Source organism: Aeromonas sp. 9A (assembly GCF_963900955.1).
Classification (GTDB): Bacteria; Pseudomonadota; Gammaproteobacteria; order Enterobacterales; family Aeromonadaceae; genus Aeromonas; species Aeromonas salmonicida.
On the sequence record NZ_CAWRFG010000001.1, the window covers coordinates 4602443 to 4626012 of the forward strand.

The 23570-nt window shown below is 58.9% G+C and carries 21 protein-coding genes, 1 tRNA gene and 1 rRNA gene; 4 read left to right on the top strand and 19 right to left on the bottom strand.

The window, feature by feature from the left end:
* Nucleotides 1–121 precede the first annotated feature (121 nt).
* The 4 genes from ubiD to trxA form a co-directional block, all read right to left on the bottom strand.
* The gene (ubiD, locus tag AACX78_RS21290) at nt 122–1591 is read right to left on the bottom strand and encodes a 4-hydroxy-3-polyprenylbenzoate decarboxylase (RefSeq protein WP_159167353.1); all 1470 of its coding nucleotides are present in this window, start codon (nt 1589–1591) and stop codon (nt 122–124) included.
* A gap of 33 nt (nt 1592–1624) precedes the next feature.
* Nucleotides 1625–2632 carry a hypothetical protein gene (locus AACX78_RS21295; protein ID WP_159167354.1) on the bottom strand — a complete coding sequence of 336 codons (1008 nt, stop codon included), beginning with the start codon at nt 2630–2632 and terminating at the stop codon, nt 1625–1627.
* A gap of 106 nt (nt 2633–2738) precedes the next feature.
* Nucleotides 2739–4004, bottom strand: coding sequence for a transcription termination factor Rho (gene rho / locus AACX78_RS21300; RefSeq protein ID WP_005320670.1), 1266 nt, complete (start codon nt 4002–4004; stop codon nt 2739–2741).
* A gap of 206 nt (nt 4005–4210) precedes the next feature.
* A complete protein-coding gene (gene trxA, locus AACX78_RS21305; protein ID WP_005320671.1) occupies nt 4211–4537 on the bottom strand; it encodes a thioredoxin TrxA in 327 nt (108 codons plus the stop codon).
* Between the two features lie 113 nt (nt 4538–4650).
* Between trxA and rhlB the strand changes: the two genes are divergently transcribed.
* Genes rhlB through AACX78_RS21320 form a run of 3 tightly spaced genes read left to right on the top strand, consistent with a single transcriptional unit; the run spans nt 4651 to nt 7729 of the window.
* The gene (rhlB, locus tag AACX78_RS21310; protein WP_011899248.1) at nt 4651–5940 is read left to right on the top strand and encodes an ATP-dependent RNA helicase RhlB; all 1290 of its coding nucleotides are present in this window, start codon (nt 4651–4653) and stop codon (nt 5938–5940) included.
* 13 nt (nt 5941–5953) lie between these two features.
* Nucleotides 5954–7444 (top strand): guanosine-5'-triphosphate,3'-diphosphate diphosphatase, encoded by a 1491-nt coding sequence (gppA, locus tag AACX78_RS21315; protein ID WP_058406732.1) that lies wholly within the window; start codon nt 5954–5956, stop codon nt 7442–7444.
* Between the two features lie 30 nt (nt 7445–7474).
* Nucleotides 7475–7729 carry a Rho-binding antiterminator gene (locus tag AACX78_RS21320; protein ID WP_159167355.1) on the top strand — a complete coding sequence of 85 codons (255 nt, stop codon included), beginning with the start codon at nt 7475–7477 and terminating at the stop codon, nt 7727–7729.
* Between the two features lie 71 nt (nt 7730–7800).
* Here the strand turns inward: AACX78_RS21320 and AACX78_RS21325 are convergent, their stop codons facing one another.
* Nucleotides 7801–8550 (bottom strand): class I SAM-dependent methyltransferase, encoded by a 750-nt coding sequence (locus AACX78_RS21325; protein ID WP_159167356.1) that lies wholly within the window; start codon nt 8548–8550, stop codon nt 7801–7803.
* A gap of 77 nt (nt 8551–8627) precedes the next feature.
* Here AACX78_RS21325 and AACX78_RS21330 point away from each other — a divergent pair, with 77 nt between their 5' ends.
* The gene (locus tag AACX78_RS21330; protein WP_159167357.1) at nt 8628–9368 is read left to right on the top strand and encodes a substrate-binding periplasmic protein; all 741 of its coding nucleotides are present in this window, start codon (nt 8628–8630) and stop codon (nt 9366–9368) included.
* Nucleotides 9369–9375: 7 nt separating this feature from the next.
* Here AACX78_RS21330 and AACX78_RS21335 read toward each other — a convergent pair whose 3' ends face one another.
* The 14 genes from AACX78_RS21335 to rrf form a co-directional block, all read right to left on the bottom strand.
* Nucleotides 9376–11922 (bottom strand): sensor domain-containing phosphodiesterase, encoded by a 2547-nt coding sequence (locus AACX78_RS21335; protein ID WP_159167358.1) that lies wholly within the window; start codon nt 11920–11922, stop codon nt 9376–9378.
* Nucleotides 11923–12127: 205 nt separating this feature from the next.
* Nucleotides 12128–14170 (bottom strand): oligopeptidase A, encoded by a 2043-nt coding sequence (prlC, locus tag AACX78_RS21340; protein WP_159167359.1) that lies wholly within the window; start codon nt 14168–14170, stop codon nt 12128–12130.
* Between the two features lie 223 nt (nt 14171–14393).
* Nucleotides 14394–15413 (bottom strand): porphobilinogen synthase, encoded by a 1020-nt coding sequence (gene hemB, locus AACX78_RS21345; protein ID WP_111589783.1) that lies wholly within the window; start codon nt 15411–15413, stop codon nt 14394–14396.
* Nucleotides 15414–15416: 3 nt separating this feature from the next.
* Nucleotides 15417–16202, bottom strand: a complete 786-nt coding sequence (locus AACX78_RS21350; protein WP_159167360.1) for a TatD family hydrolase — start codon at nt 16200–16202, stop codon at nt 15417–15419.
* A gap of 188 nt (nt 16203–16390) precedes the next feature.
* Complete coding sequence (tatC, locus tag AACX78_RS21355; RefSeq protein WP_159167361.1) at nt 16391–17146, bottom strand: twin-arginine translocase subunit TatC; 756 nt, start codon at nt 17144–17146, stop codon at nt 16391–16393.
* Nucleotides 17143–17589: a Sec-independent protein translocase protein TatB gene (tatB, locus tag AACX78_RS21360; RefSeq protein ID WP_159167362.1), complete on the bottom strand. Its 447-nt coding sequence runs from the start codon at nt 17587–17589 to the stop codon at nt 17143–17145. The genes tatC and tatB overlap by 4 nt, the downstream gene beginning before the upstream one ends.
* A gap of 3 nt (nt 17590–17592) precedes the next feature.
* Entirely contained in the window at nt 17593–17838 is a 246-nt protein-coding gene (tatA, locus tag AACX78_RS21365; RefSeq protein WP_159167363.1) for a Sec-independent protein translocase subunit TatA, read from the bottom strand.
* Between the two features lie 113 nt (nt 17839–17951).
* Nucleotides 17952–19592, bottom strand: coding sequence for a ubiquinone biosynthesis regulatory protein kinase UbiB (gene ubiB, locus AACX78_RS21370; RefSeq protein WP_159167364.1), 1641 nt, complete (start codon nt 19590–19592; stop codon nt 17952–17954).
* Nucleotides 19592–20200, bottom strand: coding sequence for a ubiquinone biosynthesis accessory factor UbiJ (locus tag AACX78_RS21375; protein ID WP_159167365.1), 609 nt, complete (start codon nt 20198–20200; stop codon nt 19592–19594). The genes ubiB and AACX78_RS21375 overlap by 1 nt, the downstream gene beginning before the upstream one ends.
* Nucleotides 20201–20208: 8 nt before the next feature.
* Complete coding sequence (ubiE, locus tag AACX78_RS21380) at nt 20209–20961, bottom strand: bifunctional demethylmenaquinone methyltransferase/2-methoxy-6-polyprenyl-1,4-benzoquinol methylase UbiE (protein ID WP_005320731.1); 753 nt, start codon at nt 20959–20961, stop codon at nt 20209–20211.
* A 65-nt stretch (nt 20962–21026) separates the two neighbouring features.
* Nucleotides 21027–21404, bottom strand: a complete 378-nt coding sequence (gene crcB, locus AACX78_RS21385) for a fluoride efflux transporter CrcB (protein WP_159167366.1) — start codon at nt 21402–21404, stop codon at nt 21027–21029.
* Between the two features lie 89 nt (nt 21405–21493).
* Nucleotides 21494–22759 carry a cytosine deaminase gene (locus AACX78_RS21390; protein ID WP_159167367.1) on the bottom strand — a complete coding sequence of 422 codons (1266 nt, stop codon included), beginning with the start codon at nt 22757–22759 and terminating at the stop codon, nt 21494–21496.
* A 271-nt stretch (nt 22760–23030) separates the two neighbouring features.
* Nucleotides 23031–23106 (bottom strand) — tRNA-Thr (locus tag AACX78_RS21395).
* Nucleotides 23107–23212: 106 nt separating this feature from the next.
* Nucleotides 23213–23327 (bottom strand): 5S ribosomal RNA (rrf, locus tag AACX78_RS21400).
* Nucleotides 23328–23570: the final 243 nt, after the last annotated feature.

Genomic DNA, 23570 nt, shown 5'->3' on the forward strand with positions numbered 1-23570 from the left:
CTCGGCCCGCTTTCGCTCATTGATTCACTGTGGACTGACGACCAGTGCATCTGGTCAGGTTCCCCGAGCATACCCAATTCCGCCCGGAGATCCTCAACCTTTTGCACCATGGCTGCCGTGTTTAGCCGAGAATATTCAGCTCGGCCCAGATGGAATCCACCTTCTGCTTCACCGTTTCGTCCTGGACTATGGGCTGACCCCATTCACGGTTGGTCTCCCCCGGCCACTTGTTGGTAGCATCCAGCCCCATTTTGGAACCCAGACCCGACACAGGCGAGGCAAAGTCGAGATAGTCGATGGGAGTGTGTTCGATCAGTGTGGTGTCACGGGCAGGGTCCATCCGGGTGGTGATGGCCCAGATCACGTCCTTCCAGTCACGGGCGTTGATGTCGTCGTCACAGACGATAACGAACTTGGTGTACATGAACTGGCGCAGGAAGGACCAGACACCCAGCATCACCCGCTTGGCATGGCCGGGATAACGCTTCTTGATGGTCACCACCGCCATCCGGTAGGAACACCCCTCCGGCGGCAGGTAGAAGTCCACGATTTCGGGGAACTGCTTTTGCAGCAGCGGCACGAACACTTCGTTCAATGCCACCCCCAGCACGGCAGGCTCATCGGGTGGACGGCCAGTGTAGGTGCTGTGATAGATGGCATCGCGACGCATTGTCATGTGGGTGATGGTAAAGACCGGGAACTCGTCCACCTCGTTGTAGTAACCTGTGTGATCCCCATAGGGTCCTTCCGGCGCCAACTCGCCCGGCTCCAGATAACCTTCCAGCACGATTTCAGCGCTGGCGGGTACTTCCAGATCGCAACTGAGGGCCTTTACCACCTCGGTGCGGCTACCACGCAGCAGACCGGCAAACGCATACTCCGAGAGGGAGTCGGGCACAGGGGTCACAGCACCGAGTATGGTCGCAGGATCGGCGCCAAGCGCCACCACCACGGGGAAACGCTCCCCCGGGTGAGCTTCCTGCCACTCGCGAAAATCGATGGCGCCACCGCGATGATCGAGCCAGCGCATGATCAGCTTGTTCTTGCCGATCTTCTGCTGGCGGTAGATACCGAGGTTCTGGCGCTTCTTGTAAGGGCCGCGAGTAATGGTGAGACCCCAGGTGACCAGGGGCGCCACATCACCGGGCCAGCAGTGCTGGATCGGGATCTGGTCCAGATCGACCGCCTCCCCTTCCAGCACCAGTTGCTGGCAAGGGGCGGAGGAGAGCCGCTTGGTCGGCATGTTGAGCACCTGCTTGAAGATGGGCAGCTTCTCCATCAGCTCCTTGAGCCCACGGGGCGGCTCGGGCTCCTTCAGGTAGGAGAGCCAGGTGCCCACCTGGCGCAGGGCGCCGACGTTGGGCTGGCCCATTCCCATGGCGACCCGATCCGGGGTGCCGAACAGGTTGGTCAGCACCGGCATGGAGTAGCCTTTGGGATTCTCGAACAGCAGGGCCGGGCCACCCGCACGCAGGGTGCGATCGCTGATTTCGGTCATCTCCAGATAGGGATCTATCTCGCGAGTGATGCGCTTTAGTTGTCCGTTTTGTTCCAGCTGCGCGATGAAATCACGCAAATCCTTGTATTTCATGCAGGTACCCTACCGGGTTCAGGAGGTGCCGCATTATAACCCTGGCTGGGCAGCGGGTGTACCCGTATCAGGCAGCATCACTGAACTCGAATGACGCTTTTCCTGTCGTGTGAGCCGATCGGCGAACTGGGCAAGCAACCTGGGTTCATCCATCTGCAGCAAGAGGCTGGCGACCTGACCGCTGTAATTGCGATTGCCAAGCTCGGCCAGCAGGAATTGCTGAGCCGCCTCGGGCAAGGGGGAGAGCTGGCTGAGCTGGTACAAGGCTGGCTGTTTCAGGCGACTGTTGCGGCTGGCGGCGATCAGCAGGCTGCTTGCATCCTGACCCTGGTGAAAACGAGCCACGCTTTTCAGGGCGGCCACGCTATCGTGATCCACTGGTTGACGCCACAGCTTTAGATAGAGAGCGCTATCGCCGGTGCGTTCGACCAGTTGTCGCAGCAGCTGGTTATCGGGCAGGAAAATGTTCATGGCGGCAAGTCGATGGGCTTCACGCTGCAAAACAGAAGCAGGCTGCTGATCGAGCACCGCCAGCAGCGCCTCTTGCTGCAAGGCCAGTTCAGGGTTGCGGCTGTTGTATATCTGCTTGAACTGGAAGCTGTCCTGCGCCAGCAACTGGCGATAATTGCCCTGCCAGGCCTGCTGTTGCCAGCGGTTCAGCACCAGCCGCGCCGCAGCGGCAAAATCGTAGGCGGGCAGCTGGACCAGAAAGCCATCCACCTCTTTTTCTACCAGCCATCGGGGTGCCTTGACCGCCTGGGCGCGCACCCAGGCAAGCTGCTCCGGGGTACTGGCCCCGGAAGTCTTGCCGAGGGTGGCAAGCAGCTGGCACAGCAGATATTCGCGCTGGCCCACGGCCAGGGAGTCCAGCAGCGCATCGATGGCGGCAAACTGCCCCTGCTGCAATCGGCCAGCCAGAAAATCGAGATGGCCCTGCAATCCTTCGTCGGCCACCAGCGCAGCCCTGGGTGGGGAAGGAGGCGAGGCATGTGCCGGCAAGGCCATCAACCAGCCCAGCCATATCCAGAATACAAGCTTCATGACGTCCCTATCCTTGTGACATCGAGGTTTCATACTACTCAGGCGACCGGAAAATAGATAAACAAAAACCGCGACATGAGCCGCGGTTTTTCATTTTCCGACCAGATTACTTCTGCTGACGCCGCATGGAGTCGAAGAATTCGTCGTTGGTCTTGGTGGCCGCCAACTTGTCGATCAGGAACTCTATGCTGTCGATCTCACCCATGGGATGAATGATCTTGCGCAGGATCCACATCTTCTGCAGCTCATCACCGGTGGTCAGCAACTCTTCCTTCCGGGTGCCGGAACGGGTGATGTCGATGGCCGGGTAGATGCGCTTCTCGGCAATCTTGCGCGAGAGGTGCAGTTCCATGTTGCCGGTACCCTTGAACTCTTCGTAGATAACCTCGTCCATCTTGGAACCGGTATCCACCAGCGCGGTGGCTATGATGGTCAGGCTGCCGCCTTCCTCAACATTGCGAGCGGCGCCGAAGAAGCGCTTGGGTCTGTGCAGGGCGTTGGCATCCACACCACCTGTCAGTACCTTGCCGGATGACGGGATGACAGTGTTGTAGGCGCGGGCCAGACGGGTGATAGAGTCCAGCAGGATGACCACATCCTTCTTGTGCTCGACCAGACGCTTGGCCTTCTCGATAACCATATCGGCAACCTGAACGTGACGGGAAGCAGGCTCGTCGAAGGTGGAAGCAATCACTTCACCCTTCACCATGCGTTGCATCTCGGTCACTTCTTCCGGACGCTCATCGATCAGCAGGACGATCAGTTCACAGTCCGGGTGGTTGTAGGCAATGCTCTGGGCGATGTTCTGCAGCAGCATTGTCTTACCGGCCTTGGGCGGCGCCACGATCAGACCACGCTGGCCTTTACCGATGGGGGAAGCCAGGTCCAGCACACGGGCTGTGATATCTTCGGTAGAACCGTTACCCCGTTCCATGCGCAGACGTTCGTTGGCATGCAGGGGGGTAAGGTTTTCAAACAGGATCTTGTTGCGGACGTTTTCCGGACGGTCGTAGTTGACCTCGTTGACCTTGAGCAGCGCGAAATAACGTTCGCCCTCTTTCGGTGGCCGGATTTTGCCGGAAACAGTATCGCCGGTTCGCAGGTTGAAACGGCGGATCTGGCTCGGGGAGACATAAATATCGTCCGGGCCAGCCAGATAGGAGCCATCTGCACTACGCAGGAAGCCAAAACCGTCGGTCAGGATTTCCAGCACACCGTCGCCAAAGATATCCTCGCCACCCTTGGCGTGCGCCTTGAGGATTGCGAAAATAATATCTTTCTTGTGCGCCCGAGCCAGATTTTCTAACCCCATGGATTCGCCAAGCTTTACCAGCTCGGACACAGGAGTGTTCTTTAATTCAGTCAGATTCATAGTGGTGAAAGTCTGTAAGCAAGGATTGAAATGAGGAGACAGTCTGCTGGATTGATGCTGATCGGATTTGACTTGCCAGGCTGCTGCTAAGCAAAGAGTCAGGCAAAAAGGTTAGCAAACGAACGATAAGCTAGCACCAATCGGGATGAGCGTCTAGGTGATAAAACACAAGGAGCGCATTATTGCAATGCGCTCCTTTTTGATTATTACAGGTTAACGTCCAGAAACTCTTTCAGCTGAGTCTTGGACAGGGCGCCGACCTTGGTCGCAGCCACTTCGCCATTCTTGAACAGCAAGAGGGTCGGAATACCGCGAATGCCATACTTGGGCGGCGTGTCGGCGTTATGATCGATGTTCAATTTCGCCACTGTCACACGACCGGCATACTCTTGGGCGACTTCGTTCAGGATAGGGGCAATCATCTTGCACGGACCACACCATTCGGCCCAGAAGTCGACCAGAACGGCGCCATCGGCTTTGATTACATCTGCCTCGAAGCTGGCATCGCTCAGCTGAACAATCTTGTCACTCATCTCCAACTCCAGTCAGTAATTAAGGCTTTATTGACGTATCAACAAAGGCAATAGTTGCCCTATTTGAAATGATCCTGTTTATTATTGCAAGCCTAACCTGATAACCTACCGCCATGAGCAAAACACACTTAACGACCGAAAAATTCGCCCAAATGGGCCTCGAACCCGAAGTTCTGGCTGGTCTGGAATCAAAGGGATTTCACTATTGCACGCCCATCCAGGCGCTGTCTCTGCCACTGCTGGTAGAAGGTCATGACCTCGCCGGTCAGGCTCAGACAGGGACCGGCAAGACCATTGCCTTCCTGGCCGCGACATTCAACTATTTGCTGACCCACCCGCTGAGCAATCCCCGTCTGGTTAACCAACCCAGAGCCATCATAATGGCGCCCACCCGGGAACTGGCAGTGCAGATCTACAACGATGCCGACACCATTTCCGCATCCACCGGCCTGAAACTCGGCCTCGCCTACGGTGGCGAAGGTTACGACAAGCAGCTGGCCGTGCTGGAGCAGGGCGTCGACATCCTGATCGGCACCACGGGTCGCATCATCGACTACTTCAAGTCCAAGGTAATCGATCTGAGCAATATTCAGGTCGTGGTGCTGGATGAAGCGGATCGCATGTTCGATCTGGGCTTCATCAAGGACATCCGCTTCCTGTTCCGCCGCATGCCTGCCCCGACCGAGCGTCTGAGCATGCTGTTCTCCGCCACCCTCTCCCTGCGGGTGCAGGAGCTGGCCTATGAACACATGAACCACCCGGAACATGTGCAGATAGAGCCGGAGCAGATGACCGGCATCCGCATTCAGGAGGAGCTGTTCTACCCCTCCAACGAAGACAAGATGCTGCTGTTGCTCTCCCTGATGGAAGAAGAGTGGCCGGAAAAAGCCATCGTCTTCGCCAACACCAAGCATGTCTGTGAAGACGTGCATGCGTGGCTGGAGAATGACGGCCACCGCGTCGGTCTGCTGACCGGTGACGTGCCGCAGAAGAAGCGGATGAAGATCCTGGAAGACTTCACCAAGGGAACCCTGGACATACTGGTCGCTACCGACGTGGCTGCCCGTGGTCTGCACATTCCTGATGTGACCCACGTCTTCAACTACGACTTGCCCGACGATGCCGAAGACTATGTACACCGTATTGGTCGTACCGGTCGTGCCGGCAAGAGCGGTCACTCCATCAGCCTGGCCTGTGAAGACTATGCCTTCAACCTGCCGGCCATCGAGGAGTACATCCACCACCCGATCCCGGTCAGCAAATACGACCGTGAAGCGCTGCTGGATGACGTGACTGCCCCGAAACGGGTCGTTCGCAACCGTCAGCCGGTGAACCGCAACATGCGGGATCGCCAGGGCGGTGGCAACAGCAACAACCGTCGTCGTCCGCCACGCAAGAGCTGAAGGACAGGCCCAGTTGCACAACTCGCCTCTCTATGCCGCCATTGACCTCGGCTCCAACAGCTTTCACATGCTGGTGGTGCGCGAGGTCGCCGGTGCCCTGCGCACCGTCACCAAGGTCAAGCGCAAGGTTCGCCTCGCCGCCGGGCTCGATCCGGAATTTCGTCTCAGCCGTGCCGCCATGGAGCGGGGCTGGGACTGCCTGCGTCTGTTCTCCGAGCAGCTGCAGGACATTCCGGCCGACAATATACGGGTGGTGGGCACGGCCACTCTGCGCCTTGCCACCAACGTCGACGAGTTCCTGAGCGAAGCGGAACGGGTGCTCAACCACAGCATAGAGATCATCTCTGGCGAGGAAGAGGCCAAGACCATCTACGAGGGTGTCTCCTGGACCTCGGCCGGGGAAGGCAACCGGCTGGTAATCGACATCGGCGGCGCCAGCACAGAGCTGGTGATTGGCGAGCACAGCGAAGCGAAACTGCTCAACAGCCTGCACATGGGCTGCGTCACCTGGCTTAACAACCACTTCGGTGATGGCGAGCTGAGTGAAGCCCGCTTTGCGCAGGCGATTGCCGCCGCCAAGGCGGTGCTGGAGAAGGTGGCGGAAGATTACTGCGTCCTTGGCTGGCGCACCTGCGTCGGCGCCTCCGGCACTGTACAGGCGCTGCAGGAGATCATGCTGGCGCAAGGGAAGAGCGAGCGGGTCACCCTGCCCAAGTTGCAGGAGCTGATGGGTCAGGCCATCGCCTGCGGCAGGCTGGACCGGCTACAGCTGGAAGGACTGGCGGCCGAGCGGCTGACCGTGTTCCCCTCCGGTCTCGCCATCCTGATCGCCATCTTCGAAACCCTGAACATAGAGAGCATGACCCTGGCGGGCGGTGCCTTGCGCGAAGGGCTTATCTACGGTCTGCTTGGCAACAATCACGACTGCGATGCCCGGGATCGTACCGCCGACAGCCTCATCAGCCGCTATCAGCTGGATAAAGAGCACGCCGAGCGGGTGCGTGACACCGCCATAGAGGCGTTCAACCAGCTGCAACCGGCCTGGCGCCTCTCCAAACGTTACGGTCGGCCTATCCTGCGTTATGCGGCCCTGCTGCACGAGATTGGCCTCTGTATCGAGTACAAGAAGGCCCCGCAACACGCGGCCTACATCATAGACAATATCGACATGCCGGGTTTTACCCCAGCACAGAAGAAGTTGTTGTCGGCCCTGCTGTTCAACCAGCGGGATGAATTCAAGCTGGAAACCCTGGAAAAACAGGGTGCCGTCACGGGTCGTCAGGCGATCCGGTTGGCCCGCATCCTGCGCATCTCGCTGATCCTCTGCATGCGCCGTACCCAGGGCACAGTACCCAACTTCACCCTGCAGGCCGAGGAAGAGGCGTTGACCCTGACCCTGCCCAAGGGGTGGATGGACGAGCACTACCTGCGCGCCAGCGAATTGCGTCTCGAAGTGGAACGCCAGCAGAAGATGGGCTGGCCTACTCGCTTGCTGGAAGCCTGACCCAGAAACTTGCTTGTTTGGGAGCCGATCATGCCGGATTACCAACCCATCAGCTGCGATCTCTACGACTGGCTTGAAATTGCCGCCAGCTGGCAATTGCCGGTGAGCCTCACCAGCCGTGATGGTTACCAGTGGGATGACAAGATCCGCACCATAGAAGCCAGCGAGGGTGTCGAGTATCTGCTGTTGCACAGTGGCGAGCGGCTCAGCCTGGCAGAGTTGGCGACCTTGCGCCTGAACTGGCAAGGGGAAGAGAAGCTGATCCGCTTCGCTCCAACTCGCTGAATCCAGTAAAAAAAAGGAGGGCCAACATGGTGTTGGCCCTCCTTTTTTACATCCGCGGCTCACACTGGCTGTTAACCCGCCGCCAACGCCGCCATGACATAGACATCGAAGCGGTTGCTCTTGGTCTCGATGGCCATGCTGGGCTTGTGCTCATTGAGCCAGCCTGCGTAGTCGGGGCGCTTCACCACCACCCGCTTCTCCGCCATCTTGAGGGCCGCCGGCAACAGGGCATCCGCATCGAGATCTGGCCCCACCAGCGACTGGAACACCCGCATCTCTTTTTTCACCAACGCCGACTTCTGCTTGTGGGGGAACATGGGATCGAGGTAGATGACATCAGGCCGTTCTGGCAGCGCCAGCAGGTTATCCACCGCGGGGCCTTGCAGCAGCTGCATCCGCTCGCTGACCCAAGGGCCTATCTCGGGATCCTGCGCCGCCCGTATCAATCCATCCTGCAACAGAGCCGCCACCACAGGGCTGCGCTCAATCAAGGTCACCTTGCAGCCGAGGGAAGCCAGCACGAAGGCGTCGCGGCCGAGCCCGGCAGTGGCATCCACCACGGTAGGCATTGCACCGGCCTTGAGCCCGACCGCCTTGGCAATGGACTGGCCGCGCCCGCCGCCGAACTTGCGTCTGTGGGCTACGGCTCCTTCCACAAAGTCCACATAGACGGCCCCCAGCTTGGGTTCGTCCAGCTTGCGCAGCTCCAGCCGCTCGGGCGTAAACACCAGCGCGAACTGGGGGTAGTCGGTCTGGTTCAGCTGGCTGGCCAGCGCTTGTGCCTGCGCGGCCTTGGTGGGGTCTTCGAGGAGGATTTGCATGGTCTTTGAAGGCGTTCTAAGTTCAGTAAACCGAGTGTACCACAGCCCCTTTCCATCGCTGTAGGGAGGAAAACCCCATGCACATGCTCATCGCCCTGTTGCTCGCTGCACAGAGCAGTACAGACCTGAAGGTATGCGGGGTAGACTGGCCCCCCTTTTCCTATGCGGAACAGGGACGTCTGACCGAGGGGATATCGGTGGAGATCCATCGGGAGGTTGCCCGACGTCTGGGGATGAATCTCACCCTGATCGAGTTGCCCTGGGGGCGTTGCGAGCAATATGTCAGAACCCGGCTCGCCGACGGCATTCTGGATAATGCCCCGCTGTCAGAGTGTCATCACTCGGATCTCGCTACCGCTTTTTACCCCCTGGCTGCCTATGTGCGCGCCGACAGCCCCTTGCAACGTTTCTCATGGGACTTGGCCAAAGGGATGAAGGTCGGCATGGTCAGGGGCTATGACTACACGGAGAAAATCAAGAACCATACCGGCTGGGTGCCAATCAAGGCGCACTCGGACAAGCAGCTGCTGTTGCTGCTCGAAAAGAGCCGGGTCGACATGATCATCCTGGATTACTTCTCTGCCCCCATCTTGTCGAAGGAGCAAGATGTCCAGATCCGCGCCCTCTCCCCCTTCATCGACTCGACTCCGCTCTACCTCTGCTTTGGCGAGCAGAGGGCAGCACTGCTGCCCGCGTACAACAAGGCCCTCCAGCAAATGCTGGAAGAGGGGATACTGGATCGTATCTATCTGCGTTATCTCGGTGACGACTATCAGACACTGAAGGGCAGGCAGGACAAGCTGAAACCAGTAGAGTGATCATCTGCTAGCTGATCTGCAGGAACATGCTCTTGTCGTTGAGTTGCAGATATTCGACCAGGTCGTCATAGGCAAGCGGGCGGCTGAGCAGGAAACCCTGAGTGAAGGCACACCCCTTCTGGCAGAGGAAGTTGAGCTGCTCGCGGGTCTCCACCCCCTCGATCACCACCTGCATACCGAGGTTGTGCACTATGTTGATGATGCCGTCGAGCAGCAGCCTGTCCTGTTCGTTGAACGGGATATGGCGCACGAAGGCCCTGTCAATCTTGACCAGATCCACAGGGAAGTTGCGCAGGTAGTTGAGGGCCGAATAGCCGGTGCCGAAGTCGTCGATGGCCAGCTTGCAGCCCGCCTCGCGCAGGGCATCGATCCGCACCCTGTGCTGATCGCTGGTCTCCATCAGCAGAGATTCGGTGATCTCGATGACGATGTCGCAAGGGTCGAGTCCGAAGTGGTGGATCACCTTGAGCCACTCGCTCGCCTCCGGATCTATGGTCTGGAACTCCAGGGTGGAGCGGTTGATCGACATCTGCAGGTTCGGGAAGCCGGATTGCTGCAAGCGCGCCAGATCCCGGCATGATTGCCACAGCACCAGCGCACCCAGCCCCTGAATGAGCCCAGCCTCTTCCGCCAGCGGAATGAAGTCCGCCGGTGAGACCTGACCCCAGTGCGGGTGATACCAGCGCACCAGTGCCTCCAGCTTGGCCACCCGGCCGCTGCGGTTGTCCCAGATGGGCTGATAGGCCATGGTCAGCTGCTCGAGCTTGATGGCCTCCGCCAGATCCTGCTGCATCTGGTGGCGCTGGCGCACCTCTTCCCGCATGGAGGCGCAGTAGCTGCCCAGCATCCGCCCCTGGCGCTTGGCGGCAAACAACGCCTGCTCCGCGTTGCGCAGCAGCTCGTCGCTCTCGACACCATCCCCCGGGCAGAGGGTGATGCCTATGGTGGCCGTCACATAGAGGTGCTGGTTGGCCAGCATGAAGGGGCGGGCAAAGCCGCCGATCACCTGTTTGGCAAACACCTCGGCCTGACGGCGGTTGACGATGCCGGGCACCAGAAACGCGAACTCGTCGCCGCCGATACGGGCCACCAGATCTTCGGTGCGCACCCGGCTCACCAGCCGATCCGATACCTCGCGCAGCAGGGCATCACCAGCGTGGTGATCCATGCTGTTGTTGACCGCCTTGAAGTTGTTGAGATCCAGTACCATGAGCGCGAAGCGCTCGCCCCGCTCGCAGAAGCGGCTGAGGCAGCGACCAAACAGCCAGCGGTTGGGCAGGCCGGTGAGGTTGTCGTAGTTGGCCTGGGCGGCAATCTTCTGTTCCGCCAGCTTGGTCTGGGAGAGATCGCTGAAAATGCCTATGTACTGGCTGATCTTGCCCCCTTCCCGCAAGGTGCTGATCATCAACTGCTGGGGGTAGAGCTTGCCATTCTTGCGCTTGTTCCACACCTCCCCCCGCCAGACGCCCACCCGCTCCAGCGCATGGTACATGTCGGCATAGAAGGCCTGATCGTGCAGCCCGGATTTGAGCATGCTGGGACGCTGGCCGCACACCTCCTCCCCGCTGTAACCGGTGATCTGCTCGAACGCCGGATTGACCGAGATGATGCGACTGTCGGCATCACACACCAGAATGGCTTCGGAGAGGTTGTCATAGACCCGGTGGGAGAGCTTGAGCTGCTCGGCATGGCGCTTGAGGGGATCGATATTTTCCAGCACAACCATCAGGTAGTCGGGCTGCAAATGTTCATCCCGCACCAGAGTGACGGTCACCCGACCCCACAGCACCTGGCCATCTCGATGCAGGTAACGCTTCTCCTGGGTGAAGGCGGTGCGCTCGCCACGCTTGAGCTCCGCATAGCAGGAGACGCTGCGCAGCCAGTCTTCCGGGTGGTTAAGCTCGGCGGCGGTACGGTGCAGCAGCTCGCTCTGGCTGTAGCCCAGCATCTTTTCGATGGCCGGGTTGGTCCAGAGGATCTTGCCATCCAGATCCAGCTTGCCGATCCCCACAGGGGCGTGTGACATCATGGTGTGCAGGAAGTGGTGATACTCGGGCTGGCTCTGCACCGGCTGCTGCTGAAGCATCAGCGCCAGCTCACGGCCGGCCAGTGGGGCCAGCAGTCGCAACAGCCCCATCACCTTGTCCATGTTGGCGAGCGGCCGTTTGAATAGCACGCTGCAGATGCCTATGGTCTCGCCCTGGGCATTCTTGAGGGCGGTCCCCGCATAGGCCTGGATATGCCAGGCCTGCAACACAGAAGCATGGGGGAACAACTGCTGGACGCGGTCGCTGAACCAGGCCTCCCCCTCTTGCAGGGTGATTTCCCCCGGGGTGGCGCTGACCGGAAAAGTGAAGCTTGTGGTATCGAGAGATGCGGGATGGGCGGCATGGACCTTGAAAAACAGCCCCGCTTGATCCCTACCTGAAATCAGGACGAAGTCGGCCCCGATCGCTGCTGCGATTTCACTCACAAAGGTATCGAAATATCCCTGACCACTCGAATGAGACAGACTTGAGATGATTTGATAGACAGACTCGAGTGCTCGCCTCATGGCAAGGTTCTTTCTCTCCCTGGAAGGTAGAACCCGACTCTACTCAAGAGGCGGGGACAGTGCAAACATGCACTCCGCAAGATATTAAAAAGCCTTGAGAAAAGGGACCAAAAGGTCCCTTTTTATCTCAAAAATCACGCGGAGATCCCACTATGCCGCAAAAGTGTACCTGCTTGAAGCTCAAGGCCGCCTGGGGCACTGAGTCTCACGCGGCAATCCCGCTATGGCGCAGCAGAGCATCCACTTGGGGCTCGCGGCCACGGAAGGCCCGGAACAGCTCCATCGGCTCCTTGGAACCGCCCTTCTCCAGGATGTTCTTCAGGAAGGATTGGCCTGTGGCCGGATTGAAAATCCCCTCCTCCTCGAAGCGGGAGAAGGCATCTGCCGAGAGCACTTCGGCCCATTTATAGCTGTAGTAACCCGCCGCATAGCCGCCCGCAAAAATGTGGGAGAAGCTGTGCTGGAAACGGTTGAACGCAGGCGGCGTCATCACGGCCACCTGGCTGCGCACCTCGGCCAGCAGGGTCGGGATCTGATCCGGGTTGGTCGGGTCAAACTCCTGGTGCAGACGGAAGTCGAACAGGGCGAATTCCAGCTGACGCAACATCTGCATGGCGGCCTGGAAGTTGCGGGCGGTCAGCATCTTCTCCAGCAGATCGGCAGGCAATGGCTCGCCGGTCTCATGGTGGCCTGAGATAAAGGCCAGCGCCTCGGATTCCCAGCACCAGTTCTCCAGGAATTGACTCGGCAGTTCCACCGCATCCCAGGCCACGCCGTTGATGCCGGCGACACCGGCCACGTCGATCTGGGTCAGCATGTGGTGAATGCCGTGGCCAAACTCGTGGAACAGAGTCACCACCTCGTCGTGGGTAAACAGGGCCGGTTTGCCATCCACAGGGCCGTTGAAGTTGCAGGTCAGGTAGGCCACCGGCTTTTGCAAGGATCCATCCTGACGGTAGCGACGACCCAGGCAGACATCCATCCAGGCGCCGCCCTGCTTGTGCTCACGGGCATAGAGGTCGAGGTAAAAGCTGCCGCGCAGCTCATCCTCGGCATCGAAGATGTCGTAGAAACGCACGTCCGGATGCCAGGTGTCGATGCCGAGACGCTCGCGCACCTTGATGCCGAATACCCGCTTCACCACCTCGAACAGCCCTTTCACTACCTTGTTGGCAGGGAAGTAGGGGCGCAGTTGCTCGTCGGAGATGGAGAACTTGTGCTGCTTGAGCTTCTCGGCGTAATAGGGAAGATCCCAGGCCGCCAGCTCGCGCTGACCGTGATGCTCGGCGGCAAAGGTGCGGATCTCTTCCAGCTCGGCCTTGCCTTGCGGCAGGGATTTGGCTGCGAGATCAGTGAGGAAACCCACTACCTGTTCGGTCTTTTCCGCCATCTTGGTCGCCAGGGAAAGCTCGGCATAGCTGCCAAAGCCCAGCAGCTGGGCCAGCTCGCGACGCAAGGTGAGCAGCTCAGTCATGATGGCGGAGTTATCCCATTTGCCGGCGTTCGGGCCCTGATCCGAGGCGCGAGTCGTGAATACCTCGTACAGCTCGGCACGCAGTTCGCGGTTGTCGGCATACATCATGACCGGCAGATAGGAGGGGATATCCAGGGTGAACAACCAGCCCTGCTGACCCTTCTGCTCCGCCAGCTGACGGGCGGCAGCCAGTACGCTTTGTGGCAGACCGGCCAGTTCGGCCTCGTCGCTCACCAGCTTGGTCCAGCCCTGGGTCGCATCCAGCACGTTGTTGCTGAAGCGGGAGGCGAGCTCGGAGAGACGGGCCTGGATTTCACCGTAGCGCTGCTGCGCCTCGGCGGACAGACCGATACCGGACAGACGAAAATCGCGCAGGGTATTCTGGATCTCCTTGCGCTGGGCACCATCGAGGCGAGGGAAATCATCGCTCTCAAAGAGGCCCAGATAAGCCTGATAGAGGCCTTCATGTTGACCGACATAGGTCTGGAATTCGGACAGCAGCGGCAGGCAGGCGTCGTGGGCCGCGCGCAGCGCTTCGCTGTTGAGGACGGAGTTGAGATGGCTGACCGGCGACCAGACTCGTGCCAGGCGGTCATTCACCTCTTCCAGCGGGGCAATCAGGCTGTCCCAGGTATGGGAATCGCGCTGGGCCAGCACATCGCTGATCTTCTGTTTGCAATCGGCGATGGCCTGCGTCACGGCAGCTTGCACCTGTTCGGGCTGGATCTGGCTGAAGGGGGGCAGCGAGTCCATTGTCAGCAAAGGGTTGTTCATCCTGCGGTACCTCTAAATTCTCTTACAGCCCCTGCCGTCCAGAAGCCTGCTTGGACTACCTAAGATGTAGGCAGGAACCTCATTAATCAAGCCTTTGCCGCCGTGAACCGGGTCAGTTGCCCACTTTTCGCGAAAACATGCTCATTAAAGCAGCGATCCAGCTATCAGAGACGACAATGCCGACCCAGGGGCCGGCATTGTGAGCGAAATGAGACGGCGGACATCAGCGTCTGGCGTCTTCCTGCAGCCACTGGGCAACCCGTTTGGCGAAGTAGGTGAGAATGCCATCGGCACCGGCTCGCTTGAAGCAGAGCAGGGACTCCATGATGCTCTCCTTCTCCTTCAGCCAACCGTTCTGGATCGCCGCCATGTGCATGGCGTACTCGCCGCTCACCTGATAAGCAAAAGTCGGCACGCCGAACTGATCCTTCACCTGACGGATCACGTCCAAGTAGGGCATGCCCGGCTTGACCATGACGCTGTCAGCCCCTTCCTGAATATCAAGCGCCACTTCGTGCAACGCCTCGTTGCTGTTGGCCGGATCCATCTGATAGGTGGCCTTGTTGCTCTTGCCGAGGTTGCCGGCAGAGCCCACCGCATCGCGGAACGGGCCGTAGTAGCAGGAGGCATACTTGGCGGAGTAGGCCATGATCTGGACATTGATGAAGCCGTTCGCTTCCAGTGCGGCGCGAATCGCGCCGATGCGGCCATCCATCATGTCGGACGGCGCAACGATATCGGCCCCGGCGGCGGCGTGGGAGAGCGCCTGCTTCACCAGGATTTCCGTGGTGATGTCGTTCAGCACATAGCCTTCATCATCTATGATGCCGTCCTGACCATGGGTGGTGAAGGGGTCGAGTGCCACATCCGTAATGACCCCCAGCTCGGGGAAACGAGCCTTGAGGGCGCGGGTCGCCCGCTGGGCCAGACCGTCCGGGCTGTAAGCCTCTTCCGCCAACAAGCTCTTGCTCTCCAGCGGGGTCACCGGGAAGAGTGCAATAGCGGGCACGCCGAGGGCGACCAGCTCTTCGGCTTCCGCCAGCAGCAGGTCGATGGAGAGACGATCCACCCCCGGCATGGAGGTGACGGCCTCACGACGGTTCTCCCCCTCCAGCACGAACACGGGATAGATGAGATCGTTGGCGGTCAGTACGTTCTCGCGCACCAGACGACGGCTGAAATCATGTTTGCGCACCCGGCGCAGGCGGCGACCCGGAAAGGCGCCCGGAAGAGTTGTAGCCATGAATCACTCCTGAAGAGGAAGTTGGAAGAACGCGGCGGAGGTGGCCCGGGTATGGGCCAGCAAGGCCTCGGGCGCTTCACCACGGCAGGCCGCCACCACCTTGGCGATATGCGGCAAAAAAGCGGGTTCGTTGCGTTTGGGTCTGGGTTTCAAATCCCGCGGTACCAGATAGGGGGCGTCTGTCTCTATCATCAGCCGACCGGCCGGAATGCGAGCCACCTGCTCGCGCAGCAGCTGACCACGGCGCTCGTCGCAGAGCCAGCCAGTCACCCCGATATGCAGTCCCAGCGCCAGACATTCGTCCAGCTCCTCGTCGGAACCGGTGAAGCAGTGCAGCACGGCCCCCGGCAGTTTGGGTAGCCAGGGACGCAGGATCTCGACAAAACGGGTATGGGCATCGCGGCAATGCAGAAATACCGGCATCCCTAGCTCGGCAGCCAGCGCCAGCTGGGCGTCGAACACCGCATCCTGCACCGGACGGGGGGAGAAATCTCGGTTGTAGTCGAGACCGCACTCGCCGATGGCGACTACCTGTGGCAGGGCTGCCAACTCACGCAGGGCTGGCAGGGTTGCATCATCGACGCTTTTGGCATCGTGAGGATGCACACCGGCGGTGGAGAAACAGTAACCCGGCCACAGCGCAGCCAGGTCAGCGCTTTCGCGGCTACCGGCCAGATCGGTACCGGTCAGGATCAGTGCCTCGACCCCGGCGGCACGGGCGCGTGCCACCAGTTCAGGCTGTTCACCGGCAAACTGGCTGCTGGTGAGGTTGAGACCAATGTCGATCATGGGATGAGACGTTCCAAACAAAAGGAAGACATATCAGGTATTTGAAAACCATCTACTCGATGGGGCATCACCATACGCCTCGAACGGGGGCATGAAAAGAGGAAGGGAGCCTCAGCTCCCCTCGTTCTGCTATTCCTGCGGACTTCGTCATCCTCTCGCCGTCAGGCAAACAGGTGACGAACAGAGCCTCAGCTCTCCACATCCGGTTGTTCCTGTTGCTCTTCATCCTCTTTCTTCACGTAGAAGCGGGCGAAGAACAGACCTATCTCCCACAAAGCCCACATGGGAATGGCGAGCAGGGTCTGGGAGAAGACATCGGGTGGCGTCAGCAACATGCCGACCACGAATACCCCGACGATGACGTAAGGGCGCTTCTCCCGCAGGCTTTGGGGGTTGGTCACCCCGGTCCAGCAGAGCAGTATGGTGGCCACAGGTATCTCGAACGCCACCCCGAACGCGAAGAACAGGGTCAGCACGAAGTCCAGATAACTGGCGATGTCGGTGGCGATGGTCACGCCGGCGGGCGCCGTACTGGTGAAGAAACCGAACACCAGCGGGAACACCACGTAGTAGGCAAACGCCATGCCGGCGTAGAACAGTGCCGCACTGGAGAAGACCAACGGCATGATGAGACGCCGTTCATGCTTGTACAGACCGGGGGCGATGAAGGCCCAGGCCTGATACAGCAGATAAGGTATGGCCAGGAAGAAGGAGACCACTATCGTCAGCTTGATGGGGGTCAGGAAGGGGGTTGCCACATCCGTCGCTATCATGCTGGTGCCTGCCGGCAACTGGCTGAGCAGCGGCTGGGCTACGAAGTCGTAGATATTGTTGGAAAAGTAAACCAGACAGACAAACACCAGCAGGATGGCCGAAATGGCATGCAGCAACCGGGTTCTCAGTTCGATCAGATGACTGATCAGAGGTTGTTCGGCCTGACTCATGGCTTCACCTCCTCTTTTTTGTCGGCAGGGACATCCGTGCTCTGAACGGATGTCGCCATGGGCGCCTCGTCATGAGTCATGGCCGCGGCAGGTTGCGCAGGTTCAACCTTCACCTCGGCAGCAGCCGGGGCAGGATGGATGGTATTTTGCTGTTCATAGGGACGGGTCACCGATTGTGCCGCCGCCTTCAACTGCTCGATAGACTCCTGCAACTCGGGGCTCAGGTTGCTCATCTGCAACTGTTCGGCCTTCTTCAGGTCGTTGTGCAGCTCTTGCAACCTCAGCTCCTGCTCCAGCTCGGACTTGACCGAGTTGGCAGTGCTGCGGATCAGTCTGATCCAGTGGCTGGCGGTACGGATCGCCACGGGCAGCCGCTCGGGACCGAGCACCACCAGGGCGACGATGCCAATGACAACCAGCTCCCAGAAACCGATATCGAACATGGCTTAAGCCTGATCTTTGTCTTTCTGCTTGGCGGCCTCGGCTCTAGTGGCCGCATCGTTCAGCTGTTTCGGATCGAAATCTGCATCCTTCTCGGCCGGCTTGGTCTCGGGTTCGTCAGACATGGCTTTCTTGAAGCCTTTGACGGCCGCGCCCAGATCACCACCGATCCCGCGCAATTTCTTGGTGCCGAACAGCAAGACTACGATGGCCGCGATGATCAACAACTGCCAAATACTGATACCACCCATGATATTTCTCCAAAATTGGCGCCAAGGAGCGCGAGTGTGTTATTGACGAGCACGATACTGATACCAGCACGCAATCTTTTCCAAACTGGCACTTGAGGTGTGCAAGCAGGCAATTAGTGTGAACGGGCCTTGAACCACCCAAGCAGCCAGCATAATCCGGCACCAGCCAGGCTGATTTGTCCCCATTCAATGTGTTGTTTTTGAGTCAGCAAGAATACACCCACCAACAGCAGGCTGGCTCCAACCCCTAAGAGGTAGCGTGCCTGCCCCTGCCGCCGGCTATGACGGCGAAAATCGGCAAACATCTGGTCGAAGTGGCGCTGCTGGTGACGGGTCTGGCGCAGTGTCTCGTAGACCAGCTCGGGCAACTCCGGCAGCTTCTCCGCCCAGAATGGCGCCTTCTCCTTGATGGCATTCCACACCGCTTTGGGCCCGACCTGCTCGTGCATCCAGTTTTCCAGATAAGGCTTGGCGGTCTGCCACAGGTCCAGCTGGGGATAGAGTTGACGACCCAGCCCCTCCACATAAAGCAGAGTCTTTTGCAGCAGCACCAGTTGCGGCTGCACCGCCATGTTGAAGCGACGGGCTGTATTGAACAGGTTGAGCAGCACGTGGCCGAACGAGATCTCGGACAGCGGCTTCTCGAAAATGGGTTCCAGCACTGTGCGAATGGCAAATTCGAATTCATCCACCTTGGTATCGGGTGGTACCCAGCCAGACTCCACATGCAGCTCCGCCACCCTTTGATAGTCGCGGTTGAAGAAGGCGAGGAAGTTCTCGGCCAGGTAGCGCTTGTCTTCCCGATTCAGGGTACCGACTATGCCGCAGTCTATGCCGATCCAGAGCGGATTGTCGGGATGCTCATAGGAGACGAAGATGTTGCCCGGGTGCATGTCGGCGTGGAAGAAACTGTCACGGAACACCTGGGTGAAGAAGACTTCCACACCCCGCTCGGCCAACAGCTTCATGTTGGTGCCGTTGGCTTCCAATGCCGGAATGTCGGAAACCGGTATACCGTAGATGCGCTCCATCACCAGCACATGCTCACGGCAGTGTTCGGTGAACACCTCGGGCACGTAGAGCGCATCGGAACCGGTGAAGTTGCGGCGCAGCTGGATGGCATTGGCCGCTTCTCGCATCAGGTTCAATTCGTCGAGTATGGTCTTGCGATACTCTTCCACCACCTCGATGGGTCGCAGGCGCGCGCTCTGGGGTACGAAACGGGCCACCAGACGGGCCAGGGTCTGCATCAGACGCAGATCGGCCTCGATGACCGGCTCTATATCCGGGCGGATCACCTTGATGACGATCTCGCGGCCATTCTCCTTCAATCGACCGGTATGAACCTGCGCGATGGAGGCCGATGCCAGCGGTGTCTCGTCGAAATCGTCGAACAGCGTCTCGACGGGGCAACCCAGGCTCTCCTCGATCTTGAGACGGGCTGCCTGACCGCAGAAGGGGGGAACCCTGTCCTGCAACATGGCCAGCTCTTCGGCGATATCTGGCGGCAGAAGATCACGCCGGGTAGACAGCATCTGACCGAACTTGATGAAGATGGGGCCGAGAGCCTCGAAGGCGAGGCGAATGCGGGCACCCCGGCTAAGGTCGGGCTGCTTTTTCTTAAGCCAGAACAGGCTGCGACGAGCCAGACGACCTGGCCAGGGTTGATAGCGGGCAGGCACCAGTTCATCTATGCCCTGCTCCAGCAGTATGGTGATGATGCGATAGAGGCGCTTGAACTCCTTCGGGGTCATCAGGCTACCTGCTGTTCGAAGCGTGCCAGTCGCAGCTCGACGGCCTTGAGCTGCTGGGCCAGCACCTCGACATCATCGTTGAAGCTCGCCACCTCCAGCGGACCGGGAGCGAGCCGGATCTCTTCGGTCAGGTATTCGGCCAACTGACGCTGGGAGCGGCACAGCTCGCGCCCCAGCACGCGGCACGCCTGACGGGCACCGCTGAACAGGGTGTGAGCCAGCACGTCGCCGGTATAGCGCGACAGCTCCTCTTCCCAGTCGATATCCAGCTCGCCAAGCAAGACACTGAACGCCTGCACCAGCTGGGGATCGCCGCTCAGATCCAGCTTCTCCTCGCGGATATAACGGGTAAGAGCGGACGGGTCTTTCAGCAGGCCAAGCGCCGTCAGCGACAGGCTGAGCACAGCATCGGCCTCACCCTCATGCTGAGCCAGCACATCGAGCCGGCGATCGGAGAAGACGAACCAGAGCGGTTTGAGCTCACGCAATTCCAGCTTGAGCACTTTGCCCGTCAGCTTGCGCAACCGCTCCGGGCTCTGCTTGTCGAGCGTCAGCAGCTGATTGAGGCTGGTTTCGATCACGGCAGTGACCATGGCATCCATCGGCATAGGCAACCTTAAAACTTGTAACCACGGTGCAGGGCAACCACACCCTGGGTCAGGTTGTAGAACTCAACCTGCTCGAAACCGACATTTTCCATCATCCCCTTCAGGGTCTGCTGGTCCGGGTGCATGCGGATGGATTCTGCCAGATACTTGTAGCTTTCACCGTCGTTCGCGACAAGTTCGCCCATTTTCGGTAACAACTTGAAGGAGTAGAGATCGTAGAGCTTGGCGATCACTTCGCTGGCCGGCTTGGAAAACTCCAGCACCAGCAGACGGCCGCCCGGCTTGAGCACACGGAACATGGAGGCCAGCGCCTTGTCCTTGTCGGTCACATTGCGAAGGCCGAAGCCGATGGTGATGACATCGAAGTGATTGTCCGGGAAGGGCAGTGCCTCGGCGTTGGCCTGCACATAGGATACGTTGTTCGCCACCCCCAGGTTGCGCAGCTTGTCGCGGCCCACCTTGAGCATGGAGTCATTGATATCTGCCAGCACCACCTGACCTGTCTCGCCGACGATGCGGGAGAACTTGGCGGTCAGATCACCGGTACCACCGGCCAGATCCAGCACCTTCTGGCCCTTGCGCACACCGGAACAATCGATGGTGAAGCGCTTCCACAGGCGGTGGATGCCGAACGACATCAGATCGTTCATCAGATCATACTTGGCTGCCACCGAATGGAAGACGCCGGCAACCAGAGTTTCCTTCTCGGTCGCGGCCACGGTTTTAAAGCCAAAATGCGTTGTCGTAGTCTGTTCTGACATCCCTTAAACACCCATAGAGCAAAGAATGGTCGCCAGTTTACCAGAGCCAATGGCGTGCGGACACCTTAAACCCGGCTGGCGACCAACTGCATCCCCAGCAACACCATGGCCAGGCAGAGGGACAGGTTGAGACCCATATTCAGCACCGCCTTCAGGTAGGCCCCCTGCTGCGCCAGCACGACTGTATCCAGCGCGAAGGAAGAGAAGGTAGTCAGGGCCCCGAGAATCCCCACCATCAGCAATGGCTTCACAGGGTGTTCCACCACATGACCGTGACTGATGAGGGCAAAGGCGATACCCATGATGAAAGAGCCCACCACATTGACCACCAGGGTGCCATAGGGGAAATGGCGACCAAGCAATAACGCCATCAGCTCGGATATACCAAAGCGCAGGCAGGCACCGATAGCACCACCGGCTGCAACAAATAACCAGGTTTGCATGGGGCAGACTCCGTAATATCAGGCCGACATTATGCAAAATATCCACAGTAGAGGACAGACAGGCAATTAATCGACACAGCAGTGCCGTCTTAGCGGCGAAAATCGACCGGCTCGACCCGATCCAGATGGAGTGAGGTCTGGGCTGGCCTGGTCTCGGCAATCACCCGACCATGGCGAATGGAGTAACGCACCGGCACCTGACGGCGCACCGCATCAAAGCCATTCTCAGCGGGCAGGATCAGCAGATTGGCTGGCTTGCCCACCGCGATGCCGTAGCGATCCTGCACATTCAGGGTGCGGGCGCTATGGCTGCTGATCAGTTTCAAACTGTCGTTGATCTGCTCATACCCCATGATCTGGCACACATGCAGCCCCATGTGGAGCACCTGCAGCATGTTGGCGGTGCCCATGGGATACCAGGGATCGAACACATCATCGTGGCCGAAGCAGACATTGATGTTGGCCTCAAGCATCTCCTTCACCCGGGTAATGCCACGACGCTTGGGATAGGTATCGAACCGGCCCTGCAGGTGGATGTTCACCAGCGGATTGGCGACGAAGTTGATATCCGCCATCTTGAGCAGACGGAACAGGCGGGAAGCATAGGCCCCGTTGTAGGAGTGCATGGCTGTGGTATGGCTGGCGGTCACCCTATGGCCCATGCCGCGCTCGTAGGCCAGGGTCGCCAGTGTCTCGATAAAGCGGGACTGCTCGTCATCGATCTCGTCACAATGAACATCCACCAGAACCTGATACTTCTCGGCAAGATCGAAGATGTAATGCAGACTTTCGACCCCGTATTCCCGGGTGAACTCGAAATGGGGTATGGCACCAATCACATCGGCTCCCAGCCTGAGCGCCTCTTCCAGCAAGGCCTTGCCGTTGGGATAAGAGAGGATCCCCTCCTGCGGGAAGGCGACGATCTGCAGCTCGACCCACTCCTTCATCTCCTCCCGCACCTCCAGCATGGCTTTCAGGGCCACCAGATTGGGGTCGGAGACATCCACATGGGTGCGGACAAACTGGATGCCGTTGGCCATCTGCCATTTCAGGGTCTGGATGGCCCGCTGCTTCACATCTTCATGAGTCAGCAGCGCCTTGCGCTCGGCCCAGCGCTCTATCCCCTCGAACAGGGTACCGGACAGGTTCCAGCTCGGCTCCCCGGCGGTCTGGGTAGTGTCGAGGTGAATATGAGGTTCGATAAAAGGTGCAATAGCCAGGCCTGCTTCCCCATCCAGCTCCCGGGCAGACAGAATATGAGTGCTCATGGGCGCTATGGTCCGGATCAACCCATCCTGACAGAGGATTTGCCACACCCCCTCCCTGTCAGTCAGACACACATTCTTTATCAGCATGTTTTTCATCCTTTTTCTGACACCTATTACCTTTCCAATCGACAACTTAGCTCGGATCAATTTAATAGAACAGCATTCATGTTGAATACATATGAAGCTGACACTATTGGTAAACGGCAACAATAAAGGGAATTGACCGGAATGAAGGCAGGATTGACCGAAATAGGGGCCTAGGATCAGACCCGTCTCTATCTGGATGCCAGAAAAATCTCAGTAAACTGAGAAACGCAGATGCAAAAAAGCCTCCCGATTGGGAGGCTTTAATATTTACTGGTGCTGATACCCAGAGTCGAACTGGGGACCTCATCCTTACCAAGGATGCGCTCTACCAACTGAGCCATATCAGCACACTAACCGGTAAAGACCGCACTGCGTGCGTTATCTAAATCTCTTGTCCGCAACAACCTTACGTTGTCACACGACCAACCACATCGCTGTGATTGCTTAATTGAAGCCTGGCAGTGTCCTACTCTCGCATGGCGAATGCCACACTACCATCGGCGCTACCGCGTTTCACTTCTGAGTTCGGCATGGGATCAGGTGGTTCCACGGCGCTATGGCCGCCAGGCAAATTCTTCATCGATTTGTCCGGAACAAATCGAAACCGCCGAAGGCGGGCTCGAAGAGTGAGGTTCAGGACGAACCGAATAATCTGAGAAAGCTGACGTGAATAACGATTTNTCACTTCACCAGACATTGAAAATCAACAAAATTGTTTGATGTTCGATGCTGTGAGTGCCCACACAGATTGCTTGATTCAAATTGTTAAAGAGCGTCACGCTTGTCGCGTTGAGGAGGCGCATATTACGCT

What these genes read in the sequence shown, in the direction of transcription:
- ubiD (WP_159167353.1), bottom strand. Translation starts at nt 1,591, where the DNA reads ATGAAATACAAGGATTTGCGTGATTTCATCGCGCAGCTGGAACAAAAC.
- tatB (WP_159167362.1), bottom strand. Translation starts at nt 17,589, where the DNA reads ATGTTCGATATCGGTTTCTGGGAGCTGGTTGTCATTGGCATCGTCGCC.
- ubiB (WP_159167364.1), bottom strand. Translation starts at nt 19,592, where the DNA reads ATGACCCCGAAGGAGTTCAAGCGCCTCTATCGCATCATCACCATACTG.
- crcB (WP_159167366.1), bottom strand. Translation starts at nt 21,404, where the DNA reads ATGCAAACCTGGTTATTTGTTGCAGCCGGTGGTGCTATCGGTGCCTGC.
- rhlB (WP_011899248.1), top strand. Translation starts at nt 4,651, where the DNA reads ATGAGCAAAACACACTTAACGACCGAAAAATTCGCCCAAATGGGCCTC.
- AACX78_RS21330 (WP_159167357.1), top strand. Translation starts at nt 8,628, where the DNA reads ATGCACATGCTCATCGCCCTGTTGCTCGCTGCACAGAGCAGTACAGAC.
- AACX78_RS21390 (WP_159167367.1), bottom strand. Translation starts at nt 22,759, where the DNA reads ATGCTGATAAAGAATGTGTGTCTGACTGACAGGGAGGGGGTGTGGCAA.
- tatA (WP_159167363.1), bottom strand. Translation starts at nt 17,838, where the DNA reads ATGGGTGGTATCAGTATTTGGCAGTTGTTGATCATCGCGGCCATCGTA.
- tatC (WP_159167361.1), bottom strand. Translation starts at nt 17,146, where the DNA reads ATGAGTCAGGCCGAACAACCTCTGATCAGTCATCTGATCGAACTGAGA.
- trxA (WP_005320671.1), bottom strand. Translation starts at nt 4,537, where the DNA reads ATGAGTGACAAGATTGTTCAGCTGAGCGATGCCAGCTTCGAGGCAGAT.
- AACX78_RS21335 (WP_159167358.1), bottom strand. Translation starts at nt 11,922, where the DNA reads ATGAGGCGAGCACTCGAGTCTGTCTATCAAATCATCTCAAGTCTGTCT.
- rho (WP_005320670.1), bottom strand. Translation starts at nt 4,004, where the DNA reads ATGAATCTGACTGAATTAAAGAACACTCCTGTGTCCGAGCTGGTAAAG.
- AACX78_RS21325 (WP_159167356.1), bottom strand. Translation starts at nt 8,550, where the DNA reads ATGCAAATCCTCCTCGAAGACCCCACCAAGGCCGCGCAGGCACAAGCG.
- prlC (WP_159167359.1), bottom strand. Translation starts at nt 14,170, where the DNA reads ATGAACAACCCTTTGCTGACAATGGACTCGCTGCCCCCCTTCAGCCAG.
- hemB (WP_111589783.1), bottom strand. Translation starts at nt 15,413, where the DNA reads ATGGCTACAACTCTTCCGGGCGCCTTTCCGGGTCGCCGCCTGCGCCGG.
- AACX78_RS21320 (WP_159167355.1), top strand. Translation starts at nt 7,475, where the DNA reads ATGCCGGATTACCAACCCATCAGCTGCGATCTCTACGACTGGCTTGAA.
- ubiE (WP_005320731.1), bottom strand. Translation starts at nt 20,961, where the DNA reads ATGTCAGAACAGACTACGACAACGCATTTTGGCTTTAAAACCGTGGCC.
- AACX78_RS21375 (WP_159167365.1), bottom strand. Translation starts at nt 20,200, where the DNA reads ATGCCGATGGATGCCATGGTCACTGCCGTGATCGAAACCAGCCTCAAT.
- AACX78_RS21350 (WP_159167360.1), bottom strand. Translation starts at nt 16,202, where the DNA reads ATGATCGACATTGGTCTCAACCTCACCAGCAGCCAGTTTGCCGGTGAA.
- AACX78_RS21295 (WP_159167354.1), bottom strand. Translation starts at nt 2,632, where the DNA reads ATGAAGCTTGTATTCTGGATATGGCTGGGCTGGTTGATGGCCTTGCCG.